12 protein-coding genes are annotated in these 20,080 nt (G+C 42.7%); 1 reads left to right on the plus strand and 11 read right to left on the minus strand.

Going from position 1 to position 20,080, the window contains the following annotated elements; genetic code table 11:
• Positions 1–38: 38 nt before the first annotated feature.
• From ACIGBM_RS08535 to ACIGBM_RS08570, 8 genes are all read right to left on the minus strand, one after another.
• Entirely contained in the window at positions 39–2,483 is a 2,445-nt protein-coding gene (locus tag ACIGBM_RS08535; protein WP_397477442.1) for a site-specific recombinase, read from the minus strand.
• A 237-nt stretch (positions 2,484–2,720) separates the two neighbouring features.
• A complete protein-coding gene (locus tag ACIGBM_RS08540) occupies positions 2,721–4,505 on the minus strand; it encodes an acyl-CoA dehydrogenase C-terminal domain-containing protein (RefSeq protein WP_101204979.1) in 1,785 nt (594 codons plus the stop codon).
• Between the two features lie 348 nt (positions 4,506–4,853).
• Complete coding sequence (locus ACIGBM_RS08545; protein WP_114700078.1) at positions 4,854–6,647, minus strand: acyl-CoA dehydrogenase C-terminal domain-containing protein; 1,794 nt, start codon at positions 6,645–6,647, stop codon at positions 4,854–4,856.
• Positions 6,648–7,248: 601 nt separating this feature from the next.
• Complete coding sequence (locus tag ACIGBM_RS08550) at positions 7,249–8,961, minus strand: putative bifunctional diguanylate cyclase/phosphodiesterase (RefSeq protein WP_397477443.1); 1,713 nt, start codon at positions 8,959–8,961, stop codon at positions 7,249–7,251.
• Between the two features lie 173 nt (positions 8,962–9,134).
• Entirely contained in the window at positions 9,135–10,031 is an 897-nt protein-coding gene (locus ACIGBM_RS08555) for a 16S rRNA (uracil(1498)-N(3))-methyltransferase (protein WP_397477444.1), read from the minus strand.
• Positions 10,032–10,331: 300 nt separating this feature from the next.
• Entirely contained in the window at positions 10,332–11,210 is an 879-nt protein-coding gene (gene metF / locus ACIGBM_RS08560) for a methylenetetrahydrofolate reductase [NAD(P)H] (RefSeq protein ID WP_397477445.1), read from the minus strand.
• Complete coding sequence (gene ahcY / locus ACIGBM_RS08565) at positions 11,194–12,618, minus strand: adenosylhomocysteinase (protein ID WP_191113667.1); 1,425 nt, start codon at positions 12,616–12,618, stop codon at positions 11,194–11,196. Before ahcY ends, metF begins: the two co-directional genes overlap by 17 nt.
• 350 nt (positions 12,619–12,968) lie before the next feature.
• On the minus strand, positions 12,969–14,912 hold the full coding sequence (locus ACIGBM_RS08570; RefSeq protein ID WP_397477446.1) for a TonB-dependent receptor domain-containing protein: 1,944 nt from the start codon (positions 14,910–14,912) through the stop codon (positions 12,969–12,971).
• A 497-nt stretch (positions 14,913–15,409) separates the two neighbouring features.
• Here ACIGBM_RS08570 and ACIGBM_RS08575 point away from each other — a divergent pair, with 497 nt between their 5' ends.
• Positions 15,410–17,335 carry a mechanosensitive ion channel family protein gene (locus ACIGBM_RS08575; protein WP_397477562.1) on the plus strand — a complete coding sequence of 642 codons (1,926 nt, stop codon included), beginning with the start codon at positions 15,410–15,412 and terminating at the stop codon, positions 17,333–17,335.
• Between the two features lie 61 nt (positions 17,336–17,396).
• Here the strand turns inward: ACIGBM_RS08575 and ACIGBM_RS08580 are convergent, their stop codons facing one another.
• The 3 genes from ACIGBM_RS08580 to trpC all read right to left on the minus strand — a co-directional run bounded on the left by ACIGBM_RS08580 (position 17,397) and on the right by trpC (position 19,951).
• Entirely contained in the window at positions 17,397–18,029 is a 633-nt protein-coding gene (locus tag ACIGBM_RS08580; RefSeq protein WP_397477447.1) for a DNA-3-methyladenine glycosylase family protein, read from the minus strand.
• Positions 18,030–18,236: 207 nt separating this feature from the next.
• The gene (locus ACIGBM_RS08585; RefSeq protein ID WP_102093003.1) at positions 18,237–18,968 is read right to left on the minus strand and encodes a Smr/MutS family protein; all 732 of its coding nucleotides are present in this window, start codon (positions 18,966–18,968) and stop codon (positions 18,237–18,239) included.
• A gap of 107 nt (positions 18,969–19,075) precedes the next feature.
• Positions 19,076–19,951, minus strand: a complete 876-nt coding sequence (gene trpC / locus ACIGBM_RS08590) for an indole-3-glycerol phosphate synthase TrpC (RefSeq protein ID WP_397477448.1) — start codon at positions 19,949–19,951, stop codon at positions 19,076–19,078.
• Positions 19,952–20,080 lie beyond the last annotated feature (129 nt).

The following is a 20,080-nucleotide window of genomic DNA, read 5'->3' on the forward strand; positions in this document are numbered from 1 at the left end:
AACAGTCGATCGAGCATAAATCCACCGCAACTACCTATTTAACTAGGTAGCTTTGGTGGTTTTTTAGGTTTTGGTAAAGGTGTTTTTGCGTCACCAGTCTGCTTGTCATCAGAGTCAGTGTGGTGTGGCTCATCACTAACGATATCGTTATTGATCGCACTTATCGTTTTGGTTGCTTTATCGTATTGGATATCATCGGTATAAGGAACGCTGTTTAGTTCGTCATCGACTAAACCATCATCCAGATCCATTACTTTTTCAGGAGAGCTATACGGCTGCGTATGCTCATCTGTCGGCTGCTTTTCATAGTTGATGTCGGTGTTGGTCTGTGAATGTTGAGCATCAGCGTGCTTAGATTCAGGTAATATTCTGACATCAGACAAACGCCTCACCACATAATTACTTGGTATAGATTTGCCATTTTTTTGTGCGGAGGTATCATCAAATATCATGTGGCCCTGACTATCGATACGCGCATATTTCATTGGCTTATCACGTGGCCAGAAAAAGTCAGACGGATGACTAATAATATGGCCAAACACCAGTTTTGTGAGGCGACTCCATTCAAAAAAGCGAACCTCTTTAGAACGTAGGGCGACAAACAGTGCCAGTGAAAAGCTAACGATTAAGTTGACCAGACCAATAAGTGCCACACCAAGTATAGAAATCAGGATGAGACTCCAGCTGATGTCATCAGCAGATATATTGAATAGCCCGTGTGCCAAGTTTGCTGAAGCAAAGGCAATGTGACGGATATCAATTGGTAAGCCGAAGATATAGCCGATAGTCGCGGTACTACCTAAGAACACCCCGAATAAAAAGTTACCCATGATAGCGCCCAAGTTGGCCTCTATAAAGCCGCCTAAACGCTGAAGCCATGAACTAGGCAGTATGTATTTCAGTAATTTGTGACGTTGTATACGAGCGCCTACGTTGTTATAAACTGCCAAATTATCATAGTAGCCGGCAATCAAACCAGATAAGAACAGGTAAACCCCAGCAATAGCAGCATGGGGAAGTGCTAATGAGTGAAAGGGGTCGAGATCATGTAGCAGGTGTCCTGCTTTTTCGGTATCGATCATTGGCGCGCCAGTATATTGCAACCAAGCAAAAGAGATAATCAAAGCGACGGGTACAGCTAGCATGACGTTACCCATGATAGCGATAAACTGGGTACGCAAGATATCGACGACCAATTCTGATAGCTTGGTCAATTGATGTGATTTTTTGCCAGAGCCTTCAGATATGGTAGAGGCAATCGCAGCTGCGGTCATGGCTGGCTGCTTGGTAGCGACTGTGCCGCGAATAACATGAATAAATACGAAGCCCAAACCATAGATCATACTGTTGATGAACGCGCGACCCATGGGTGCGAGCGCTAAGTGATACGCCAGTATTTTTATAGTTGCCATAAATGCAATGATAAAGCCACCAATAGAGGCTTTTTTGAGCATTTTTTGATAGCCAGCTTTATCGGTACTAATATAATGCTCACCGACGCGACTGGCATTTTCTGTGACTTTGCGAGAGAGTAGTTTGGTATTGTTATCAATTAAATAACCAATACTATAGCGCTGATTGGCCGTAGTGATGAGCGCCTGTATCAGTTCGATAACAGCGCGATCTCGCTTTTGATTATCGTCTGTGACCAGCTCAGTCAAAATCCGCATACGCTGCAAACTTTGATCTAAACGCAGCATCATATTAGTCAAACGGATAGAGATACCAGTTTTATAAATCCGCTTGCGTACGGTAGCGACGATATCTTCGCACTGTTCGAGCATAACCAATAGGGGTGCAGGATCGACTGCTTGCTCGGGCGTGATATCTGTCAAGGTATCAAGCTCATGTGCTTGACGATATTGATTGACGAAGAGTACGGCTTCTTGGTTTTGTGCAACAAAAGATGCTGAGTAGTTCAGTATTTGTGGATAGGACTCCATCAAATCAGGATGCAAGCCGATACCGCTGATGCGATAAGACAAAATGATAATAGCGTTTAAAATACTGTTTTTTGCGGTAGCGACTAGATTTAAGTGTTTCTCTTCTACGCGAACCAGCTCAACCAGTTTGTCCCATTTTTCCTTTTCAATATTGGCCAGCCAACGTTCATCAGAGCGTTTATTAAATAAGTAGCCCACCAATTCTACGACAGAGTCGTCTTGTGGTAATAATGGTAAAAACCGATGGCCAATCAACCGGCGTAAACTGTTGAAAAACCCTTGGTCGGACATAATACCAGTGTCGGTATACAGCGCAATTTGTCGATATTGGATAATCAGTTTTAGCACAAAACTAGACAGCCCATCTCCATATTCTGGATGCTGATGTATGATATCGATAAGGGATTGAATTTTCTCATTGGCCAATGCAGGTTCTTTATCACTGACTCGTAGCTCATCAATCAAGCGTTTGAGTACCGCAGGGTCTGGCACGTCGCTCAAGGCGGTAATCTGTTGTAAAATGCGTTTTAATTCTGACACGTCGCACCCTTTATCATGGTTGTTTCAATCGTTTTTATTATTTAAATCGGTATAAGTGGTTGAGTAATGTTTGCCAATCGTTCAATTGTAGTCGAGCGACATCTTGTCTTGCGTTATTTTAATCGGAACTGCCAATTGATATTGAATTATTTTGTTAGCAGTTATTTTGACAAAAAAAAGGACAGTAACACGACTGTCCTTTTAATCAAGGTATTTTAGGTTAGTTTTAAAGCTAGCTTAGCTTGCAGGAACGTCGAAATAAGCAAGATCAAAGTTCATCATTGGGTCACTACCAGCTTTGACCATTTGTGCATGAGCATCGATACGCGGTAAGACACGACCGACGAAGTAGTCCGCAAGCTTAGCTTTATTGGTATAAAACTCGCCTTCTTTGCCATTAGCAGCTTCTACCATCAATGCAAACATGTATGAGTAGGCGAGGTAGCCAAACGCATGCATGTAGTCAACCGCACAGCCATTGATTTCGTTTTTGCGTTCGCCGATGTTGTTAAGCACAGTTGTAGTTAGCTCTTCGATGGTATCTGCTGCATTCAACGTAGCTTGTTTGATAGCGTGGTCTGCTTGCATGTTGCTAACAAAGTCACGAATCTCACCCAAGAAATGAGTGACGTACTTACCGTTGTTACGAGCAACTTTACGACCTAGTAAGTCCAGCGCCTGAATACCGTTAGTGCCTTCATAAATCTGTGCAATACGGGTATCACGAACGATCTGCTCCATACCCCATTCGCGGATATAGCCATGACCACCAAAGACTTGCTGACAATCAACAGTGGCTTCCAGTGCTTTATCAGTCAGGAACGCTTTAGCAACTGGTGTTAATAAAGCAACACGAGCTGCAGCCGCTTTGGCTGACTCAGGATCGGTACTAAACTTCTCTTCATCAAGATTTTTGGCAACGTACATCGCAAAACAGCGCGACGCTTCAGTGTTTACTTTGGCGTTCAATAGCATACGACGGACGTCAGCATGATGGATAATAGCATCAGCAGGTTTTTCTGGGCTTTGTAGCTGGGTATCGCTACGGCCTTGACCGCGGTCATTGGCATATAACGCTGCATTTTGATAGGCAAGCTCAGAACCACCAAGGCCTTGCAAGCCCATAGTGACACGCTCGTAGTTCATCATGATGAACATTGATGATAGGCCAGTGTTTTCCGCGCCAACCATCCAGCCTTTAGCATTATCAAAGTTCATGACACAAGTCGCAGAGGCTTTGATACCCATTTTGTGTTCGATAGAACCGACGGCTAATGTATTGCGCTCACCTAAGCTACCATCTGCATTGACCAAGAATTTTGGTACGACAAATAGTGAAATGCCTTTTGAACCTTCTGGTGCATTAGGTGTTTTTGCCAATACCAAATGAATGATATTGTCAGTAAGGTCATGCTCACCACCAGTGATAAAGATTTTGGTACCAGAGATATCATAGCTACCGTCGTCATTGGGCACGGCTTTGGTTTTGATAATACCCAAATCAGTACCAGCATGCGGCTCTGTCAAGCACATGGTGCCAGCCCATTCGCCGTTGTACATTTTTTCTAGATAAGTTTGCTTTTGCTCTTCAGAGCCAGCCGCATTTAAACAAAGCGTCGCGCCTACTGTTAGGTTTGGATACAGGGCAAATGATTGGTTGGCAGTGAAAACCATCTCTTCGGTGAGCATGGTAACCATTTTAGGGAAGCCCTGACCGCCGTATTCAGCATTACCGCTTAAGCCAACCCAGCCTGACTCAGCATATTGCTTATAGGCTTCTTTAAATCCTGTCGGCGTAGTGACGACGCCATCACCTTCGAAAGTTGCGCCTTCTTCATCACCGCTACGGTTAATAGGAAGTAGAATGTTTTTTGACAGTTTTCCCATTTCTTCTAAAATCATATCGACAGTTTCCATGTCGACATGAGCCAAGTTTTCGTTGTTTTGCCAAAACTCTGGCGCCTTGAATACGTCATTTAAGATAAAGCGCATGTCATTAAGAGGGGCATTATAAACAGCCATAAACATTCCTTTGGTTCAAATAATTAAAATTGAAGTTGTTAAGATTATCAACTGTTTTCTTGGTATAACCTTAGCGATTAATAATCAAAGTTTAACAAATAAGCTTGTGAGCGAGTGTATTTCTTCGTGAATTGTGCGTACACCAAAAGTTAGCAACGGCTATTGAAGTGCTTATAGACACCTCACTGATAACTATAGTGTGAGAAGGTAGGCAGGTCGGTACTTATAGACAGTTGCTATAGTTAAGACCATGTTGATAATGGTCATAAGCACGCGCAAAACAAAGCGGCAACACACCGAAGTATGTTGCCGCTCAAGATTATACGATTGCGAAGTTTAGCGCTTTAATTAAAAGGCAAACTGATCAACGTCCATGCTCATGTATGGCTCTACACCAGTGCTGATACGCTGTACGTGCGTAGTCGTACGTGGCAATAGCTTAGCAAAGTAGAACTGAGCCGTTTTAACTTTAGCGTCATAGAATGCTTTTTCGCCAGTACCGTTTGCGATAGCAGTCTGAGCAACCAGTGCCATACGTGCCCATAAGTAAGCTAGAGTTACATAACCGCTGAAATACATATAGTCTACCGCAGCGCCGCCGACAGCGTCTGGAGTTTCAGTTGCTTGCATGCCGATGCGTGCAGTCAAATCGCCCCATTCTTTAAGATGCTTGGCAAGTGGGCGAATGAATTGACCCATCTCGTCATTTTCTTTGTTTTCTTCACAGAATTCTTGGATAACGTTTACAAAGTTCGCAAGTAGCTTACCTTGTGAACCCAAGACTTTACGACCTAGCAAGTCAAGCGCTTGAATCTCTGTGGTACCTTCGTATAAGCAAGAAATGCGTGTATCACGTACGTTCTGCTCCATACCCCATTCGCTAACGAAACCATGACCACCATAAACCTGAATACCATGGTTAGCGGCTTCTAGACCTGTTTCAGTCAAGAACGCTTTAGCAATTGGCGTCAGTAGTGACAACATTTGATCAGCAAACTTCAACTCTTCGCCTTCGCCTTTTGCGACGGTATCTGCAAAGTGTGAGAGATAATACACTAGCGCACGACCACCTTCAGCAAAGGCTTTTTCAGTCAATAGCATGTTACGAACAGCTGGATGTACGATAATAGGATCAGCTGCTTTCTCTGGTGCTTTCGTACCTGATAGTGAACGCATCGCTAAGCGGTCTTTTGCATAAGTCAATGAACCTTGGAATGCATACTCTGCTGCAGTCAAACCTTGTACAGCAGTACCGATACGTGCTACGTTCATAAAGGTGAACATGCACTGTAGGCCGCGGTTTTCAGGTCCAATCAAGTAACCTGTTGCGCCATCGAAGTTCATGACACAAGTTGCAGAGGCTTTGATACCCATTTTGTGTTCGATAGAGCCACAAACGACATTGTTGCTTTCGCCAACGCTACCATCTGCGTTTACCGTCATTTTTGGAACGATAAACAGGGAGATACCTTTGGTGCCAGCAGGAGCGCCTGGTAGACGAGCCAATACAATGTGGATGATGTTGCTGGTCAGGTCATGCTCACCGGCAGAGATGAAAATCTTTTGACCCGTGATGCTATAGCTACCATCTTCTTTAGGCTCAGCTTTGGTACGGATAATACCCAAGTCAGAACCCGCATGCGCTTCAGTAAGACACATGGTTCCTGACCATTCGCCAGTGACCATTTTTTCTAAATAGGTTTGCTTTTGCTCGTCAGTACCATGATGCTCGATGGTTTGAATAGCACCATGTGATAGGCCAGGGTACATAGAGAACGACCAGTTAGCCGTACCAACCATTTCATTGATGACAGTAGACAATGAGAACGGCATGTTTTGACCGCCAAAATCTTCTTCAGCAGATAAAGCAGGGAAGCCAAGCTCACAATACGCATCATAAGCTTCTTTAAAGCCTTTTGGCGTGGTGACCTTACCATTGTCAAACTTACAGCCTTCAGCATCACCGCTTTGGTTCAATGGTGACAGTTCGTTTTCAGCAAAGCTTGCAGCCATTTCAAATAGGCTGTCCATTAGCTCGCGGTCAGCTTCTTGGAACGCAGGCAAAGTTTTGTAGTGGCTTTCACTATCGAGTAGTTCATGCATAACGAATTGGATATCACGTAAGGGCGCTTTGTATTGCATAACTTCCTGTCCTTTTTGGAATGTAACCGATCATAGTCAATAATGAGCATATAGTCGCACTATCTTCTAGTGCGTTATTCTTACCTAGCCAATCTGAAAATCTAAATAAAGGATAAACAGTAAAGCAGGTCAACCATGCTATCGATTACATAAAATAGTGTTGAAAAGAGTGGTGATTGTCAGAGTCAATGAGAGATTAAATGTGCTCTAACAAATTCACTATAAAAGATAGGCTTTCATAGGTGATTATACAAGTTTGGTGACAGGACTGATAAGTCATGAACCTATCTTGCATCGGTTATGCAATCGACGTTAGGCGCTAGGAAACAGCAGCATTAAGCATATGAAAACCCTAACGTTACTAAGACAAATAGTCCTTTATATGATTAGTATTAACATGAAAAAATGACAGCCAAAAAAATAGCGTTCGCCAGAAAGACAAACGCATCGGTATAAATTACAACATTATTTGGTAGAACCGAGCATGTAAGTTATTTCACAGATATAAACGTGATAAACATTAAACATGCTCGTATGCTAGGAGTCTGAACATAGTAGTTTATGATTAATAACGTATAGCGAATAGCGAATAGCTTAGCGTTTACTCAGAACCGTTTTGTTTGATCAACATCGCAGTGGCGACATCAGCAGCCACGGGTTTGCTAAACCAATAGCCCTGACCAATTTTGCAACCCATATCTAACAACACATCGCGCTGCTGCTCAGTTTCGATACCTTCAGCAACGACCTGCATGTCTAAAGCGACTGCTAAGTCCAAAATGGCTTTTACAATCGCGTGCTGGGTACGATCGGTTTCAATATTGGAGATAAAGCTCTTATCGATCTTGATAAAATCAAATGGGTATTCTTGCAAGTAGCTCAATGACGCATAACCAGTACCAAAATCATCGAGCGCTAGACGTACGCCAAGCTCTCTAAGCGAGTTAAGCTGTTTTTTTACATTATCATGACGCTGAATCAAAGACGATTCGGTCACTTCGATATGCAATTGATGGGCAGCAACGTCATTCTCTGTCAGTAGTATGCTCACCATATCGAAGAAATCAGGGTGGCTAAACTCAGCAGCATCAGCGTTGATACAGACGTGTTGATGAAACCCTTGCTGTTGCCAAACGGATAATTGTTTGACAATTTTAATGGCCAGTTGCGAAAACAAATCAAAGGATAGCTTGTGCGCGATAATGGCATTGATAAAATGAACGGGCTTGAGCAATCCGCGAGTAGGGTGTTGCCAACGTACCAATGCTTCAAAACCTGTGATAGCCCCAGTCTCTAATGAGAATTTTGGCTGATAATAAGGAACGAATTGACCTTCAAGGGTAGCCGTTCTAAGCTCAGACTCTAGCTCTAAGCTACCAGCGGTGGCGCTTTCAATGGCCTCATCATACCAGCGAATATCATCGCCACCATGCTGCTTAACATAGTCCAGCGCTTTTTCTGCCTTGGTCAATAAACCCGTTACTTCGTTATCATCTTTTGGAAAACAGCTGACACCCACAGAAATATGGTAATAGATATTTGCATCTGTCGCATGGCTCTTATCAGTAGAGAAGGGGCGTTCACACATTTGCATAAGTGTGTCTAGCTGATGACGTACCATATTGGCATCTTTAACTTCAAACAGTAGCGCAAAATCATCACCACCAAAGTGAGAAAAGGAGCGTAAATTATGCAGTTTGAGCTTTTCGACTTCTTCTACAAAGTTTTTTATTAAGTCATTGGCACCATCAGGCCCTAGTAGGCTGGCAAGATTGCGATAGCGATCAATATTTAAGCGTACAAGGACAACCTCTTGATAACTATCCAATAGCATGTCACTTGTCTGGCTCAAAAATACCTTGCGGTTAGGAAGCCCCGTAAGCTGATCATAGTTGAGTAAATGCGCGACCTGTTTTTGGTCTTTGATAACGGATGACATGTCACGTAACATACCCACATGGTAAGCCGTCTGCTCGACATAAATCTTGCGATAAGTGACATGGCAATCAATAGGCTCGCCATAACGATTGATCATCGAAAAATCAAGTTCGTAAAATCCATGACTGTCTAGGTTTTTGCTGATGTCTTTCAAGATCAGCTGCTCTGCTTCTGATAAAAACTTAGCAGCATAAATACCAAGTGGCCGACCAACCAAGAACTCTTCTTTGTAGCCAATCATAAGCTCATAACTGGCATTGACCGCTAAATAACGTAAATTGTCATCTAATACAAATATGGCGTCTTCAAGCTGTTCACATAGCGTACTCATCAACTGCTGCTTGATTGATACTGGAATAGTGTCAAAATTGCTCATAATAGTGGCTCACAAAAGATAAGGGCTTATAAAAATAAGAACTGCATTATCAATTTATTAACATTGAGTTGGCATCGCGTTTTACTGTGTACGATGAAGAACAGACGTTATTTTTGACTATAAGCATAAAAGATAAAAACTACGATAGTCATACTAATACTTATCAGTTTTTACTAGGTGCTTAAGGCATGTAAAGTAGCTAACGCTACCACTGGTGCAGTCTCGGTACGCAAGACTCTTGTGCCGATTTGCCAAGGCTCAAAACCAACACTCTCCGCCTGCTGACATTCATCGTGACTCAAACCACCCTCAGGCCCGATCAACAGTTTGATATAAGGGGTCTGTTGTTTAAGAATATCAGATAGAGCGTTAGGCATGGCAGGTTGTCCTGCTGCTGGTACACTCATTTGCATACATAGATCTGGAGCGTTTGCTAATACTTGATAGTAAGAATCATGACTAAGCACAGAAACGATAGAACTGACAGCCATTTGCGCCTTCGTAACGTCAGTAGCCATAGCCTCAGTAGTCTTAGCATCAGAATTGGTATTGCTTAGCCATTCATTGATAGATTGTGGCGTAAGAATAAGAGGTGGGCGATTAAGACCGCATTGTTCACAAGCTGCGATTGCCACTTGTTGCCAGTGCGCCAGTTTCTTCTCAACTTGAGCGGGTTTCAATGTGACTTCACCATGGTGGCTGCTGAGCAACTGAATAGCAGTCACTCCAAGCTCAGTTGCTTTTTGGATAGCATAGTCCATACGCTCACCGCGGCTCATTACCAAACCAATCTGAGTGATAGTAGGCGGCGTACGATCGTCGTCTATATGTGTAAGCAAAGTAGCAGTGGCATTTTTTTTACTGATTGCCTGTAGCTCTACTGTATATTCGCCACCAAATCCATCGAACAAAACCCCTTGATCGCCAATATTTGCTCGTAGTACACGGCACCAGTGATGGACAACGCTATCTGGTAATTCGACATTGCTACCTAGCGGTAACTCACCCAATTTAGGTAGTGATGAGGCATCAGCATTGTCGTTGTTAACGGCATAAAAAAAACGTCGCACGTGGTCTTATTCCTATTATTTGATTGAGTATAGTTGTTATTAGATCTATAGAATATCACTTGAGACAATTAATGACATTTGTTTTATGAGAATTTTTCTTAATAAAGAAAATTATTTTTAGAGCAGTATTATTACACAGTGAAGAAATTTTTAAAAATCAAATAAGATAAAGTGTATGAATAAAACGGTTAAGGGTTATTGGTCAGGATTTTGACAATAAAAAACTGGCGCTCCTAGAAGCGCCAGTCATTGATAATGTATTCAGGAATAGTTAAGGGGTATTTTAGAATGCTTACAAGTTTAAGCAGTCAATCCCAATGCTTCTACCAAGCGTTTGTTTGGCTCAACTTTGTTCATGCTATAAAAATGCATGGCAGGTACGCCCTCGGCAATCAAGCGTTCACACAAGCGATAAACCACATCAAAGCCAAACTCACGAATAGCCTTACGGTCATCACCAAAATCCGTCAGCTGTTTACGTACATAGCGCGGAATATCAGCACCACAGCTATCAGCAAAACGCAAGAGATTGCTTGAATTGGTAATTGGCATGATACCAGCGACCAAAGGCTGAGCTACCGTGTCAATACCGCGTTTCTCTAACTTATCACGCAAGTACAGATAGCTGTCAGCGTTGTAGAAAAACTGGGTAATCGACGCATTGGCACCAGCTTGGTACTTATTTACCAAGTTATCGATATCAAACTCAAAGCTACGCGCTTGTGGGTGCATTTCAGGGTAGGAGGCCACTTCGATATGGAAGTGATCACCCGAATGCTCACGAATGTACTTTACCAAATCTACCGCAAATGGTAGTTCACCCATGCCCACCTGACCTGATGGCAAGTCGCCGCGTAGCGCTACTAAGCGTCTAATACCTAAAGTCTTATAATACTCGAGCAATTCAGCGATTTCAGCTTTGTCATCGCCAATACAAGACATATGCGGTGCGATTTCAGTGGTACCACGCGCACTTAGTGCCTGTACGATATCTAAGGTGCGGCTACGGGTTGAACCGCCCGCACCATAAGTTACCGAAAAATAAGCTGGTGACAACTTATTAAGCTCATCATACGTGCTGAGAAGCTTTTCGTGACCTTGCTCGGTCTTCGCAGGAAAGAACTCAAAGGAGAAAGCAGGCTTACTCACAGTCAGTCTCCTTTTAGTATTTATAAGCATCAGGCTTGAATGGACCTTCAACTGGCACACCCAAATACTCAGCTTGCTTTTGGGTCAGCTTAGTTAGCGTACCGTTAAAGCCTGCAACCATCGCAGCGGCCACTTCTTCGTCTAACTTCTTAGGCAATACTTTTACGTATAGATTGTCAGTACGTTGGTCAGCTGGCAAGTCAGCGAATTTTTCTTCGAACAGATACATTTGAGCCAATACTTGGTTGGCAAATGAGCCGTCCATCACGCGTGATGGGTGACCAGTAGCGTTACCTAGGTTTACTAGGCGACCTTCAGCAAGCAAGATCAAATAATCGTTTTCATCGTCTGAGCGGAAGATTTGATGTACTTGTGGCTTGATTTCAACCCAGCGCCAGTTATCACGCATAAACTGAGTGTCGATTTCGGTGTCAAAGTGACCGATGTTACATACTACAGCACCAGGCTTAAGGGCTGCTAGCATATGACGGTCACAAACATGGTAGTTACCAGTAGTCGTGACGATCATGTCAGTATCTTCAAGCAAGCGCTTGTTGATGCTGGCTGCGCCGCCCGTGTTGTCACCGTCGATGTATGGTGATAAGACTTCAAAACCGTCCATACATGCCTGCATAGCACAGATAGGGTCAACTTCTGAAACACGTACGATCATGCCTTCTTGACGTAAGCTTTGCGTAGAGCCTTTGCCCACATCGCCGTAACCGATAACCAAAGCGCGGCGACCAGCAAGGAACATATCGGTAGCGCGTTTAATAGCATCGTTTAAGCTATGACGGCAGCCATATTTGTTATCATTTTTAGACTTGGTAACTGCATCGTTGACATTGATAGCTGGTACTTTAAGCGTACCTTTACCAAGCATCTCAACCAAGCGATGAACGCCAGTAGTGGTTTCTTCTGAGATACCATGGATGTTATCAAGCAGCTCTGCATAATCGCTGTGAATCAAAGCGGTCAAATCACCGCCGTCATCCAAGATTAAGTTAGCATCCCAAAGTTGGCCTGACGCTTCGCCGCCAACATGTACTTGCTGACGTAGGCACCATTCATACTCTTCTTCTGTTTCGCCTTTCCAAGCATAGACAGAGATACCAGCAGCAGCAATCGCAGCAGCAGCATGGTCTTGAGTTGAGAAGATATTGCATGATGTCCAGCGTACTTCAGCACCTAGCGCGACTAGTGTCTCGATAAGTACGGCAGTTTGAATGGTCATGTGGATACAGCCAGCGATTTTCGCGCCTTTAAGCGGCTGGTCGGCTTCGTAGCGACGACGCAAACCCATTAGGGCAGGCATTTCGGCTTCAGCAAGGGTGATTTCACGGCGGCCGTAATCAGCAAGGCTGATATCAGCGACTTTATAGTCAGTGAAAGAGGGATCGATCGTATGGGCAGATGGTGTAGTAGACACTGCGTCCATAATATGCTCCTATCAGTGGTTAACGAATGATAAAAAGAATAAAAACGCAGGTGCCGTTGTTTGCGCTGTGAGCGACCAAAAATATGGACTCTCGACAGTTAACCGAGCCTAACATAACCTGTGATTGCATAACTATAGAATGTTAATGCAGTAAATCACTGTTATGGCGCAACACCTCTCGGAGGTCGTTATTGTAATAGATGAGTGGTTAATTGTCACCTATTGACTGAGATAAATGATAAGCAGTCATGGCATAAGTACCTGTATATTTTTCATAGGTAAAAAAAAGGCCATCTGTAGATGACCTTTTATATTGTTTGCAATAGATACTATATTAATTTATGACTGGTTTAGTACCAATCATAGGTTAAAGAACCAAAATAGCTAGTGCCTTCGGTAGCGTACTCATTACCGAATTGGCTGGCAAGGGTATAATCTTCATCAGTGATATTATCAACGCGTAAGTTAGCGCGCAGATTGGTCGTCAGATAGATAACGCCACTTAAGTTTAGTAGAGTGTAGTCATCCAACTTAGTAGTATTTGCAGCATCAGAGAATCTTTCATCAGTATATTTAGCTTCTAAACGCACATCAAAAGCAGGTTGCTGATAACCAACATAAATCAAACTGCTATTTTGAGGGCGGTATACAAGGTCGTTATTATAGTTAGCACTATTGGTGGTTTTGTCTTTAGCTTCTAGATAGTCATAACCCAAACCAAATACAAACGAACTAACGCTCCAGTCTGAGGTCAAACTTAAGCCTTTGATTTGTGCCTCACTCGTATTGGTATTACCACCAATCAAGTCATCAACGTCAGTATGATAGCCAGTCAGACGGGATATTTGATGGCCTTTATTGTACTCTACAAACACTTCCGTATTTTTACTGGTCTCAGGCTTTAAGTCAGGGTTACTGTAACCAGGGTAGTATAAATCGTTGAAGGTTGGCGCGCGAAACCCTGTCGCATAGCTTGCACCGATACGCAAGCCATCTAATGGACGTATAGCGGCACCTATGTTGTATGTGTCCTCATTGCCATATTGTGAATTGTCATCGACGCGATAATTGGCTTGTAGGTCATAACTATTTTCTGATAATTGATAGCCTACAAAACCACTTTTGACAGTTCTATCTTCAGGATCGTAAGCAGTTTGAGCGGCAGGGGCAGGATAACCTGAAAAATCCAAAACATCAGATGCTTCTAATTTCTGTGATAACCATTCTGCACCAATGATAACGGTACCAGGTTGTGCATTAATACTTGTTTCTGAACGTGCCTGCTGTTGAATGGTATCAAATTGACTGCCATCTTGATAATCAATAGAGTTAGCATCATGAGTAGTGGATTTATCGATACTTTGGCCGTAGCTAAATTTAGTGACAGCTAATGGTGTTTGATGCTGAATAAAAACATTGGCGCTGCCATTTTTTTGATCTGAATAAGCATTTGGAAAAGCGTTGCCTGCAGAGTCGATATCCGTTGTAGAGTCAGAATATAATGCGCTGAGTCCAGCACTTAAAGAGTCTGAAATCTTATGTTGTAACGCTAGACTGGCATTGGTAGATTTAAAACCATCATCATCAGCATTGTAATCATAAGAACTAGGGTTAGCAATTGCGTTAAAACCGTCTGTTTCGTTGCGGCTGACACCCAAACTCAATGAGGAAGTCTCATTTTTAAGCTGGCCTGTCAGGCCTACTTGGTAATGGTTGTTGCTACCATAACCCACGGTCGTTGAAACGTTAGATTGTTCTACGTTATTGCCTTTAGTAAATATTTGAATGACACCGCCCATCGCGTCAGAACCATAAATACTAGAACCTGATGCGCCATATAAAATTTCGATACGGTCGATTTGATCGGCAGATAATAGATTTAGTGCTGGCGCGCCTGTAGAAATAGAGCTGTAGCGGATACCATCGATGATTACAAGAACTTGCTTGCTGTCGTAACCGCGCATATAAAAGTTACTAACACTTCCCATACTACCACTTTGAGTAATGTTGATGCCCGGTTGATTCCTTAATACATCTGTTACGGTTTGACCTTGATAACGTTGCAATTCTTCTTTATCGATTACCCGTGTCTGAGCGATAATATTACTGGTCTTAGTCGGCGTACGGGTTGCTGTCACAACAATTTCATCAAGCTCAACTTGTAGTAAGTTACTATCGTCAATGGAAGTGTTTTCAGAAGTGGCTGCCATTGCAGTATTTACTGCTAGTAAGCCAAGCGCGCTCAAAATACTTAAACGAAGATAGGTACGTGAAGATGCACGTGATACAGACATAGTCGATTCCAAAGTAATCAAGTTAAAAATGCAGAAATGAGAGGTAACTATTATGACGTAAAAGGGGTCAAAAGTTACAAAAAACAGTATACAAGCAAAACTGTGCTCATTATCTACAAATTAACTTGCTTTATAAACTACTTTAACCTAATTTTTATTCAGGATAGGCTGAATGGTATTCATGTTAGTTTGCTAAATAATTTATTAAAAATTAATTTACCTAAACATTCTATGAGCAGTTTTTTAGTTTTATAAGAGAAAGCTGTCTTAATAAATACTTATTATTAGAAATGCACATAGAGTAAGAAACCAAATACCAATACAGTTAGCTACAAAATTGCGTAATCAAAAGCACTGCTGTTATAAATAATTGTTACTATAGTATGGACGTCACCTGTCATTTATCATGCCATTTTTAAACTAAGAGGTTTGTTTTGTCTATCAAGCACAATCTGACTCCCAGTCCTTCGCCTAATTCATTTCCTGCTACTACTAAGATGCCATTTATAGTCGCAATGCTACTACTAGCTATGCTGTTGAGTATTGCCTTGCCAAATAATGCTTATGCTGTGGAGGCTGGTGCGCTTGGAGTGGGTAATGACAGTAGTGGAGAGACAGTAAGTACGCCATTGCCTGATTCGTTTGGCCGAGACACGCCGCGTCATACGGTACAAGGGTTTATCAGTGCGCTGGGCGAAAATGATTATCTGCTGGCAAGTAATTATCTCAACTTATCAAAGTCCGATAACCCAACGACCGTTGTGAGACAGTTTAAACAGGCACTGGATGCAGGAGGGCGTTTTCAGCCGGATCTACAGATTAGCAATTCACCTGAGGGTAATCTAACAGACCAACTGCCACCTAGCCAAGAAAATGTCGGTGTAATTAATATCGGGGAGCGAAGTGTTCCGCTACTACTCGAAAGGGTGGTCTCAAAACAAAACGAACAATATTGGCAATTCTCTAGCGATACGCTGACCTCAGTACCAGAAGTGATAGAAAATACTGAGCCGACCTTGGTCTCTCGCTATACGGTTGACTCTTTAGATGGTAAAAAGCTTTTCGGCTATCAACTAGCTGATTTGGTCGCCGCGCTCACCATGATTGTGACTAGCTTTGTACTTACTTATGTCGCGGTATGGTTGCTATACCACTTATTAAGGATTGTTTATCCGTATTTGCGTGGTACGCCATTGCCGTTACCTAACAAAGTAATATTGCCACTCTCTGTGGTCATTATGGCATTGATACTATCCGAGGTGATGGTTTATGCAGGCGTATCGGTGACCCTGCGTGAGCCGGTCAATCGCTTTACGGATATCGCTTCTTGGTTAGCGCTGACTTGGCTACTATTGCGAGTGATCGACGCGATATTTACCCGAGCGGTAAATCTAAGCTACAAGAAAAACTATACTGAGCGAGTCTCAATTTTGGGATTGCTGCGTAAGGTTGTTAAGGCGCTACTCCTGATATTTGCAGTGATTGTCATTTTTGGCAATTTGGGTTTTGATTTGACCACTGGTATTGCGGCACTGGGTGTGGGTGGTTTGGCGTTAGCCCTTGGTGCGCAAAAGACGATCGAAAACTTAGTTGGTAGTGTCGTCGTCGTCGCGGATTCACCTGTGCGTATCGGTGACTATTGTAAATTCGGTACTTACGAAGGCACAGTTATCGACATTGGTATTCGCTCATCACGCGTACGGACCTTGTCGCGGACGATTGTTACGGTACCAAATGGTGACTTTTCATCGATGCAGATCGAAAACTTTACCTCTCGCGATATGTTTCGTTTTTTCCATTACTTATATATTAAGCGTACCGCTGATCTTGACGTAATATTCAAAATGGTTAATGACTTGGATGAATTTATAAAAGAGCATGATTTGACCAATCAAGAATGGAATCAGGTCAATATTTTGGAGCTGCGCCAAGATTGCTATGTTATTCAGTTGCAAGCTTATGTGAATGCTATTGGTATCATTGAGTTCTATGACAAACAAAACGCTTTGTTTGTCGATATATTAAAGAAAGTCGCGAAATATAAAGTAGAACATGCATTGCCGACTCAGCAGTTGATCGTCAATCAAACGGAGCTTGAACATCATGTGGGAAGTAGCACTGATGAATCAGCAGAAGGAAATGAATCAGATAACAGTAGTAACTCTGCTAATAATGAAGTGTCTGATAACAAGGAAGTAAACACAAGCGTATACAGGAAAGATTACAACGACGATGGCGTTAATATTCGTAAAGATAGCGACAAGGCTAAAAATGATGTTGCAAGTCACCACAAATTCTCTATGGCGACCGTCAGCCGAAGTGGTGCGCTTAAGGCACTAAAGCATAAAAGTCATATGCTAAGAAAAAGTAAGTTTAAGCACACTAAAAATAAATCTGGCTTTTCTATATGGAACCAGCCTTAAAAGAGACTTTTTGCTCACGAATGGTAGTGAATAACACTGGCTATGTTTTTTGCTCAACTAGCTATAAAGGTACTGCGGTTTTATCACGTAATGAGCCGTAGTACGACCAAAGCAATAGACTGGCAGCACTGCGATAAGGTGACCAGTGCAGAGTTAAGTCTTTTAGCTGCTTGGGTGTTGGGCGCTCTGCTAAGCCTAACAACTCCATGGCTGCAACTTTAATGGCCAAATCATCGACTGCAAGTATGTCTGCACGTTTTAGCGAAAATAATAAATACATCTCAGCTGTCCAGCGCCCAATGCCTGTCACAGCTGTCAAGGTTGTTATGGCTTCTTCATTTGACAAGGTTTCTAAGGCTGCAAAGTCTATATCATGATCCACTAAAGAGCGTACATAACGAGTTTTCTGCTTGGACAATCCTTGCGTCTTCAAACTATCGTCTGTCGCTTCACGTATCGCTTGCGGTGTGATCAATTCTGCATCAACCAACCGTTTCCAAATACTGGCAGCGGCAGCAACTGATAACTGCTGACCTACTATCGCTCTCATCAACTGCTCAAACCCACCTGCGTTATGCCTAAGGTTAGGGGTACCAACCTGCTTATGGACAGGGGCGAACCTTGGTTCAATGGTAATTAGTGCAGCAATCTGCTGTTCTAGCTCGTTGGTGTTTTCAGTAGTCTGTATGCTCATAGTGATTTCGCTTTGCTAATTAGAAGGTGTTCAAGTCAATATATTAATAGAGGGTGAGAAGCTCATATTAAATGGAATGTACATGAAAGAGAGTATTCATTAGAGGAAACATTGTTATAGTCCATGTCTGAACTATGAATGATTGATAAAAAAAGGACTGCAAATAAGCAGTCCTTTTTATGTAGTACCGTATTACTAACAGTAGACCTATTCACCATCTGCTTTAGGTTTTTTGAGTAGTACTAGTACAGCACCGTTACCACCATCTTTTGGTGGCGCAGAGCAAAAAGCTAATACTTCTGGTAATTGACGCAACCAACCATTGATACAGGTTTTTAGAATCGCTTCGCTACCTTTACCATGGACGATTTTTACCATGGTTTCGTTTTTCTGCTTGGCTTGGCTCAACAGTTGAGTCATCGCTTCGCGTGCTTCTTCTATTGTACAGCCATGGATATCTACCGCATCATACCAACGCAGCTTGCCTTTTTTGAGTTGATCAAAGATTTTATTTTGCAGTGTTGGTTGCTTATAAGACAAATAAGCTTCAGCAGCGACAGGGTTCAGTAGTGCTTGCATATCTGACAAGCCTGCGCCTAAATCACTGGCTTCACTACCTTGAGCCGCAGCACGTTTTGATAGTGTCGCTGCATCAGGTTTGCCTGCTCTAGTTGCGCTGGCAGGTGAGCGGACATTTTTGTCTTCTAGCTGATTGACACCGTGCATGGCTTGCATAAACAGAACTTTATCGTCATCGATATGTTCACTATCTAGCTGCTTAACTGTCTTTTTCACTTGCTTTTGAGTCGGTAGCGACACCGGCTCAGTTGGCTTTTGATTCTCACCTTCAGGTGAATTGGTATCACGGCCCTTGCTCAGCTGGCCTTTGAGTTCTTTGAGCTGGTCTTGCATTTCTTTTGAAAACAGAGAGTTTGACATAAAAGTTAACGTATCGTTGATTGATGAATGGTTGATTGAACTATGTATATAGCGCAGACATTGTTCAAGCTATTAGCATATATTTAAGCATAAATTATTGAGTTACTTTACCCGTCTGCTGCGACGCCCGCAAGTAAGGATTGTAACGCTTGCCCAGGATGATCGGTTTTCATAAATTGTTCACCGATTAGAAAGTGCTGAATCTCATTACTTAGCATGAGACGAATATCATCACTGCTATGAATGCCGCTCTCGGTCACGATAAGTGGTTTTTGCTCAGTGCTATTAGCATCAGCAGCGAGTGCGTCGTTTAAAATATTCTTGAGATCAAGCGTGGTTTGCAGGTCAACATCGAAGGTATTTAAATCACGGTTATTGATACCGTAGATATTGTGTACTGAACGTGGCAACTGTAGCGCACGCTCAAGCTCAGATTTGGTATGCACTTCTATCAATACGTCCATACCAAGCTCAATACTGAGTGCATGTAGCTCTCGTACCTGGGCATCATCTATGCAAGCCATAATGAGTAGGATGCAGTCAGCGCCCATTAGGTAAGATTGATAGATTTGATAGACATCAATCATAAAGTCTTTACGTAATATCGGTAGGCTTGAGGTATTAGCCGCTTGAATAAGGTAGCTGTCATCGCCTTGAAAGTAATCACGGTCGGTCAATACAGACAGACAACTAGCGCCTGCTTGCTCATACTGCTGCGCAAATAGAGCAGGGGTAAAGTTATGATTGATAATGCCTTTAGACGGTGAGGCTTTTTTAATCTCAGCAATGATACCGATACCATTTTCTTTAGTGCCAGCAGCACGTAATGCCGCGGCAAAACCTCGACGCGGTTTATCATCAGCTGCGACCTGTGCTTGCAAATCCTCTAGAGACAATGCTTCGCGAGCGGCTTTTACTTCTTCTACTTTGGTGGCGACAATGCGCTGTAGCACTGACGGTATGTCTGAATGGGTTGTGGTCATACTGGTATCCGAATATCGTTAAATGTAAATATAGTCAGAGAGCTATTAATAACTACTAAATGGCTACGGCGTTGCCCTTCCTAGATGTGCGATTTGTACAATCTGCGGTCGGCTACCTTGTATCCGTTT

It is taken from the genome of Psychrobacter sp. NPDC077938, from assembly GCF_044542635.1.
Taxonomy (GTDB): domain Bacteria; phylum Pseudomonadota; class Gammaproteobacteria; order Pseudomonadales; family Moraxellaceae; genus Psychrobacter.

Excerpts from the sequence above, each read along its gene's own strand:
- ACIGBM_RS08540 (WP_101204979.1), bottom strand. The coding sequence starts at position 4,505 with ATGGCTGTTTATAATGCCCCTCTTAATGACATGCGCTTTATCTTAAAT.
- ACIGBM_RS08545 (WP_114700078.1), bottom strand. The coding sequence starts at position 6,647 with ATGCAATACAAAGCGCCCTTACGTGATATCCAATTCGTTATGCATGAA.
- ACIGBM_RS08550 (WP_397477443.1), bottom strand. The coding sequence starts at position 8,961 with ATGAGCAATTTTGACACTATTCCAGTATCAATCAAGCAGCAGTTGATG.
- metF (WP_397477445.1), bottom strand. The coding sequence starts at position 11,210 with ATGCTTATAAATACTAAAAGGAGACTGACTGTGAGTAAGCCTGCTTTC.
- ahcY (WP_191113667.1), bottom strand. The coding sequence starts at position 12,618 with ATGGACGCAGTGTCTACTACACCATCTGCCCATACGATCGATCCCTCT.
- ACIGBM_RS08570 (WP_397477446.1), bottom strand. The coding sequence starts at position 14,912 with ATGTCTGTATCACGTGCATCTTCACGTACCTATCTTCGTTTAAGTATT.
- ACIGBM_RS08575 (WP_397477562.1), top strand. The coding sequence starts at position 15,410 with ATGCCATTTATAGTCGCAATGCTACTACTAGCTATGCTGTTGAGTATT.
- ACIGBM_RS08580 (WP_397477447.1), bottom strand. The coding sequence starts at position 18,029 with ATGAGCATACAGACTACTGAAAACACCAACGAGCTAGAACAGCAGATT.
- ACIGBM_RS08585 (WP_102093003.1), bottom strand. The coding sequence starts at position 18,968 with ATGTCAAACTCTCTGTTTTCAAAAGAAATGCAAGACCAGCTCAAAGAA.
- trpC (WP_397477448.1), bottom strand. The coding sequence starts at position 19,951 with ATGACCACAACCCATTCAGACATACCGTCAGTGCTACAGCGCATTGTC.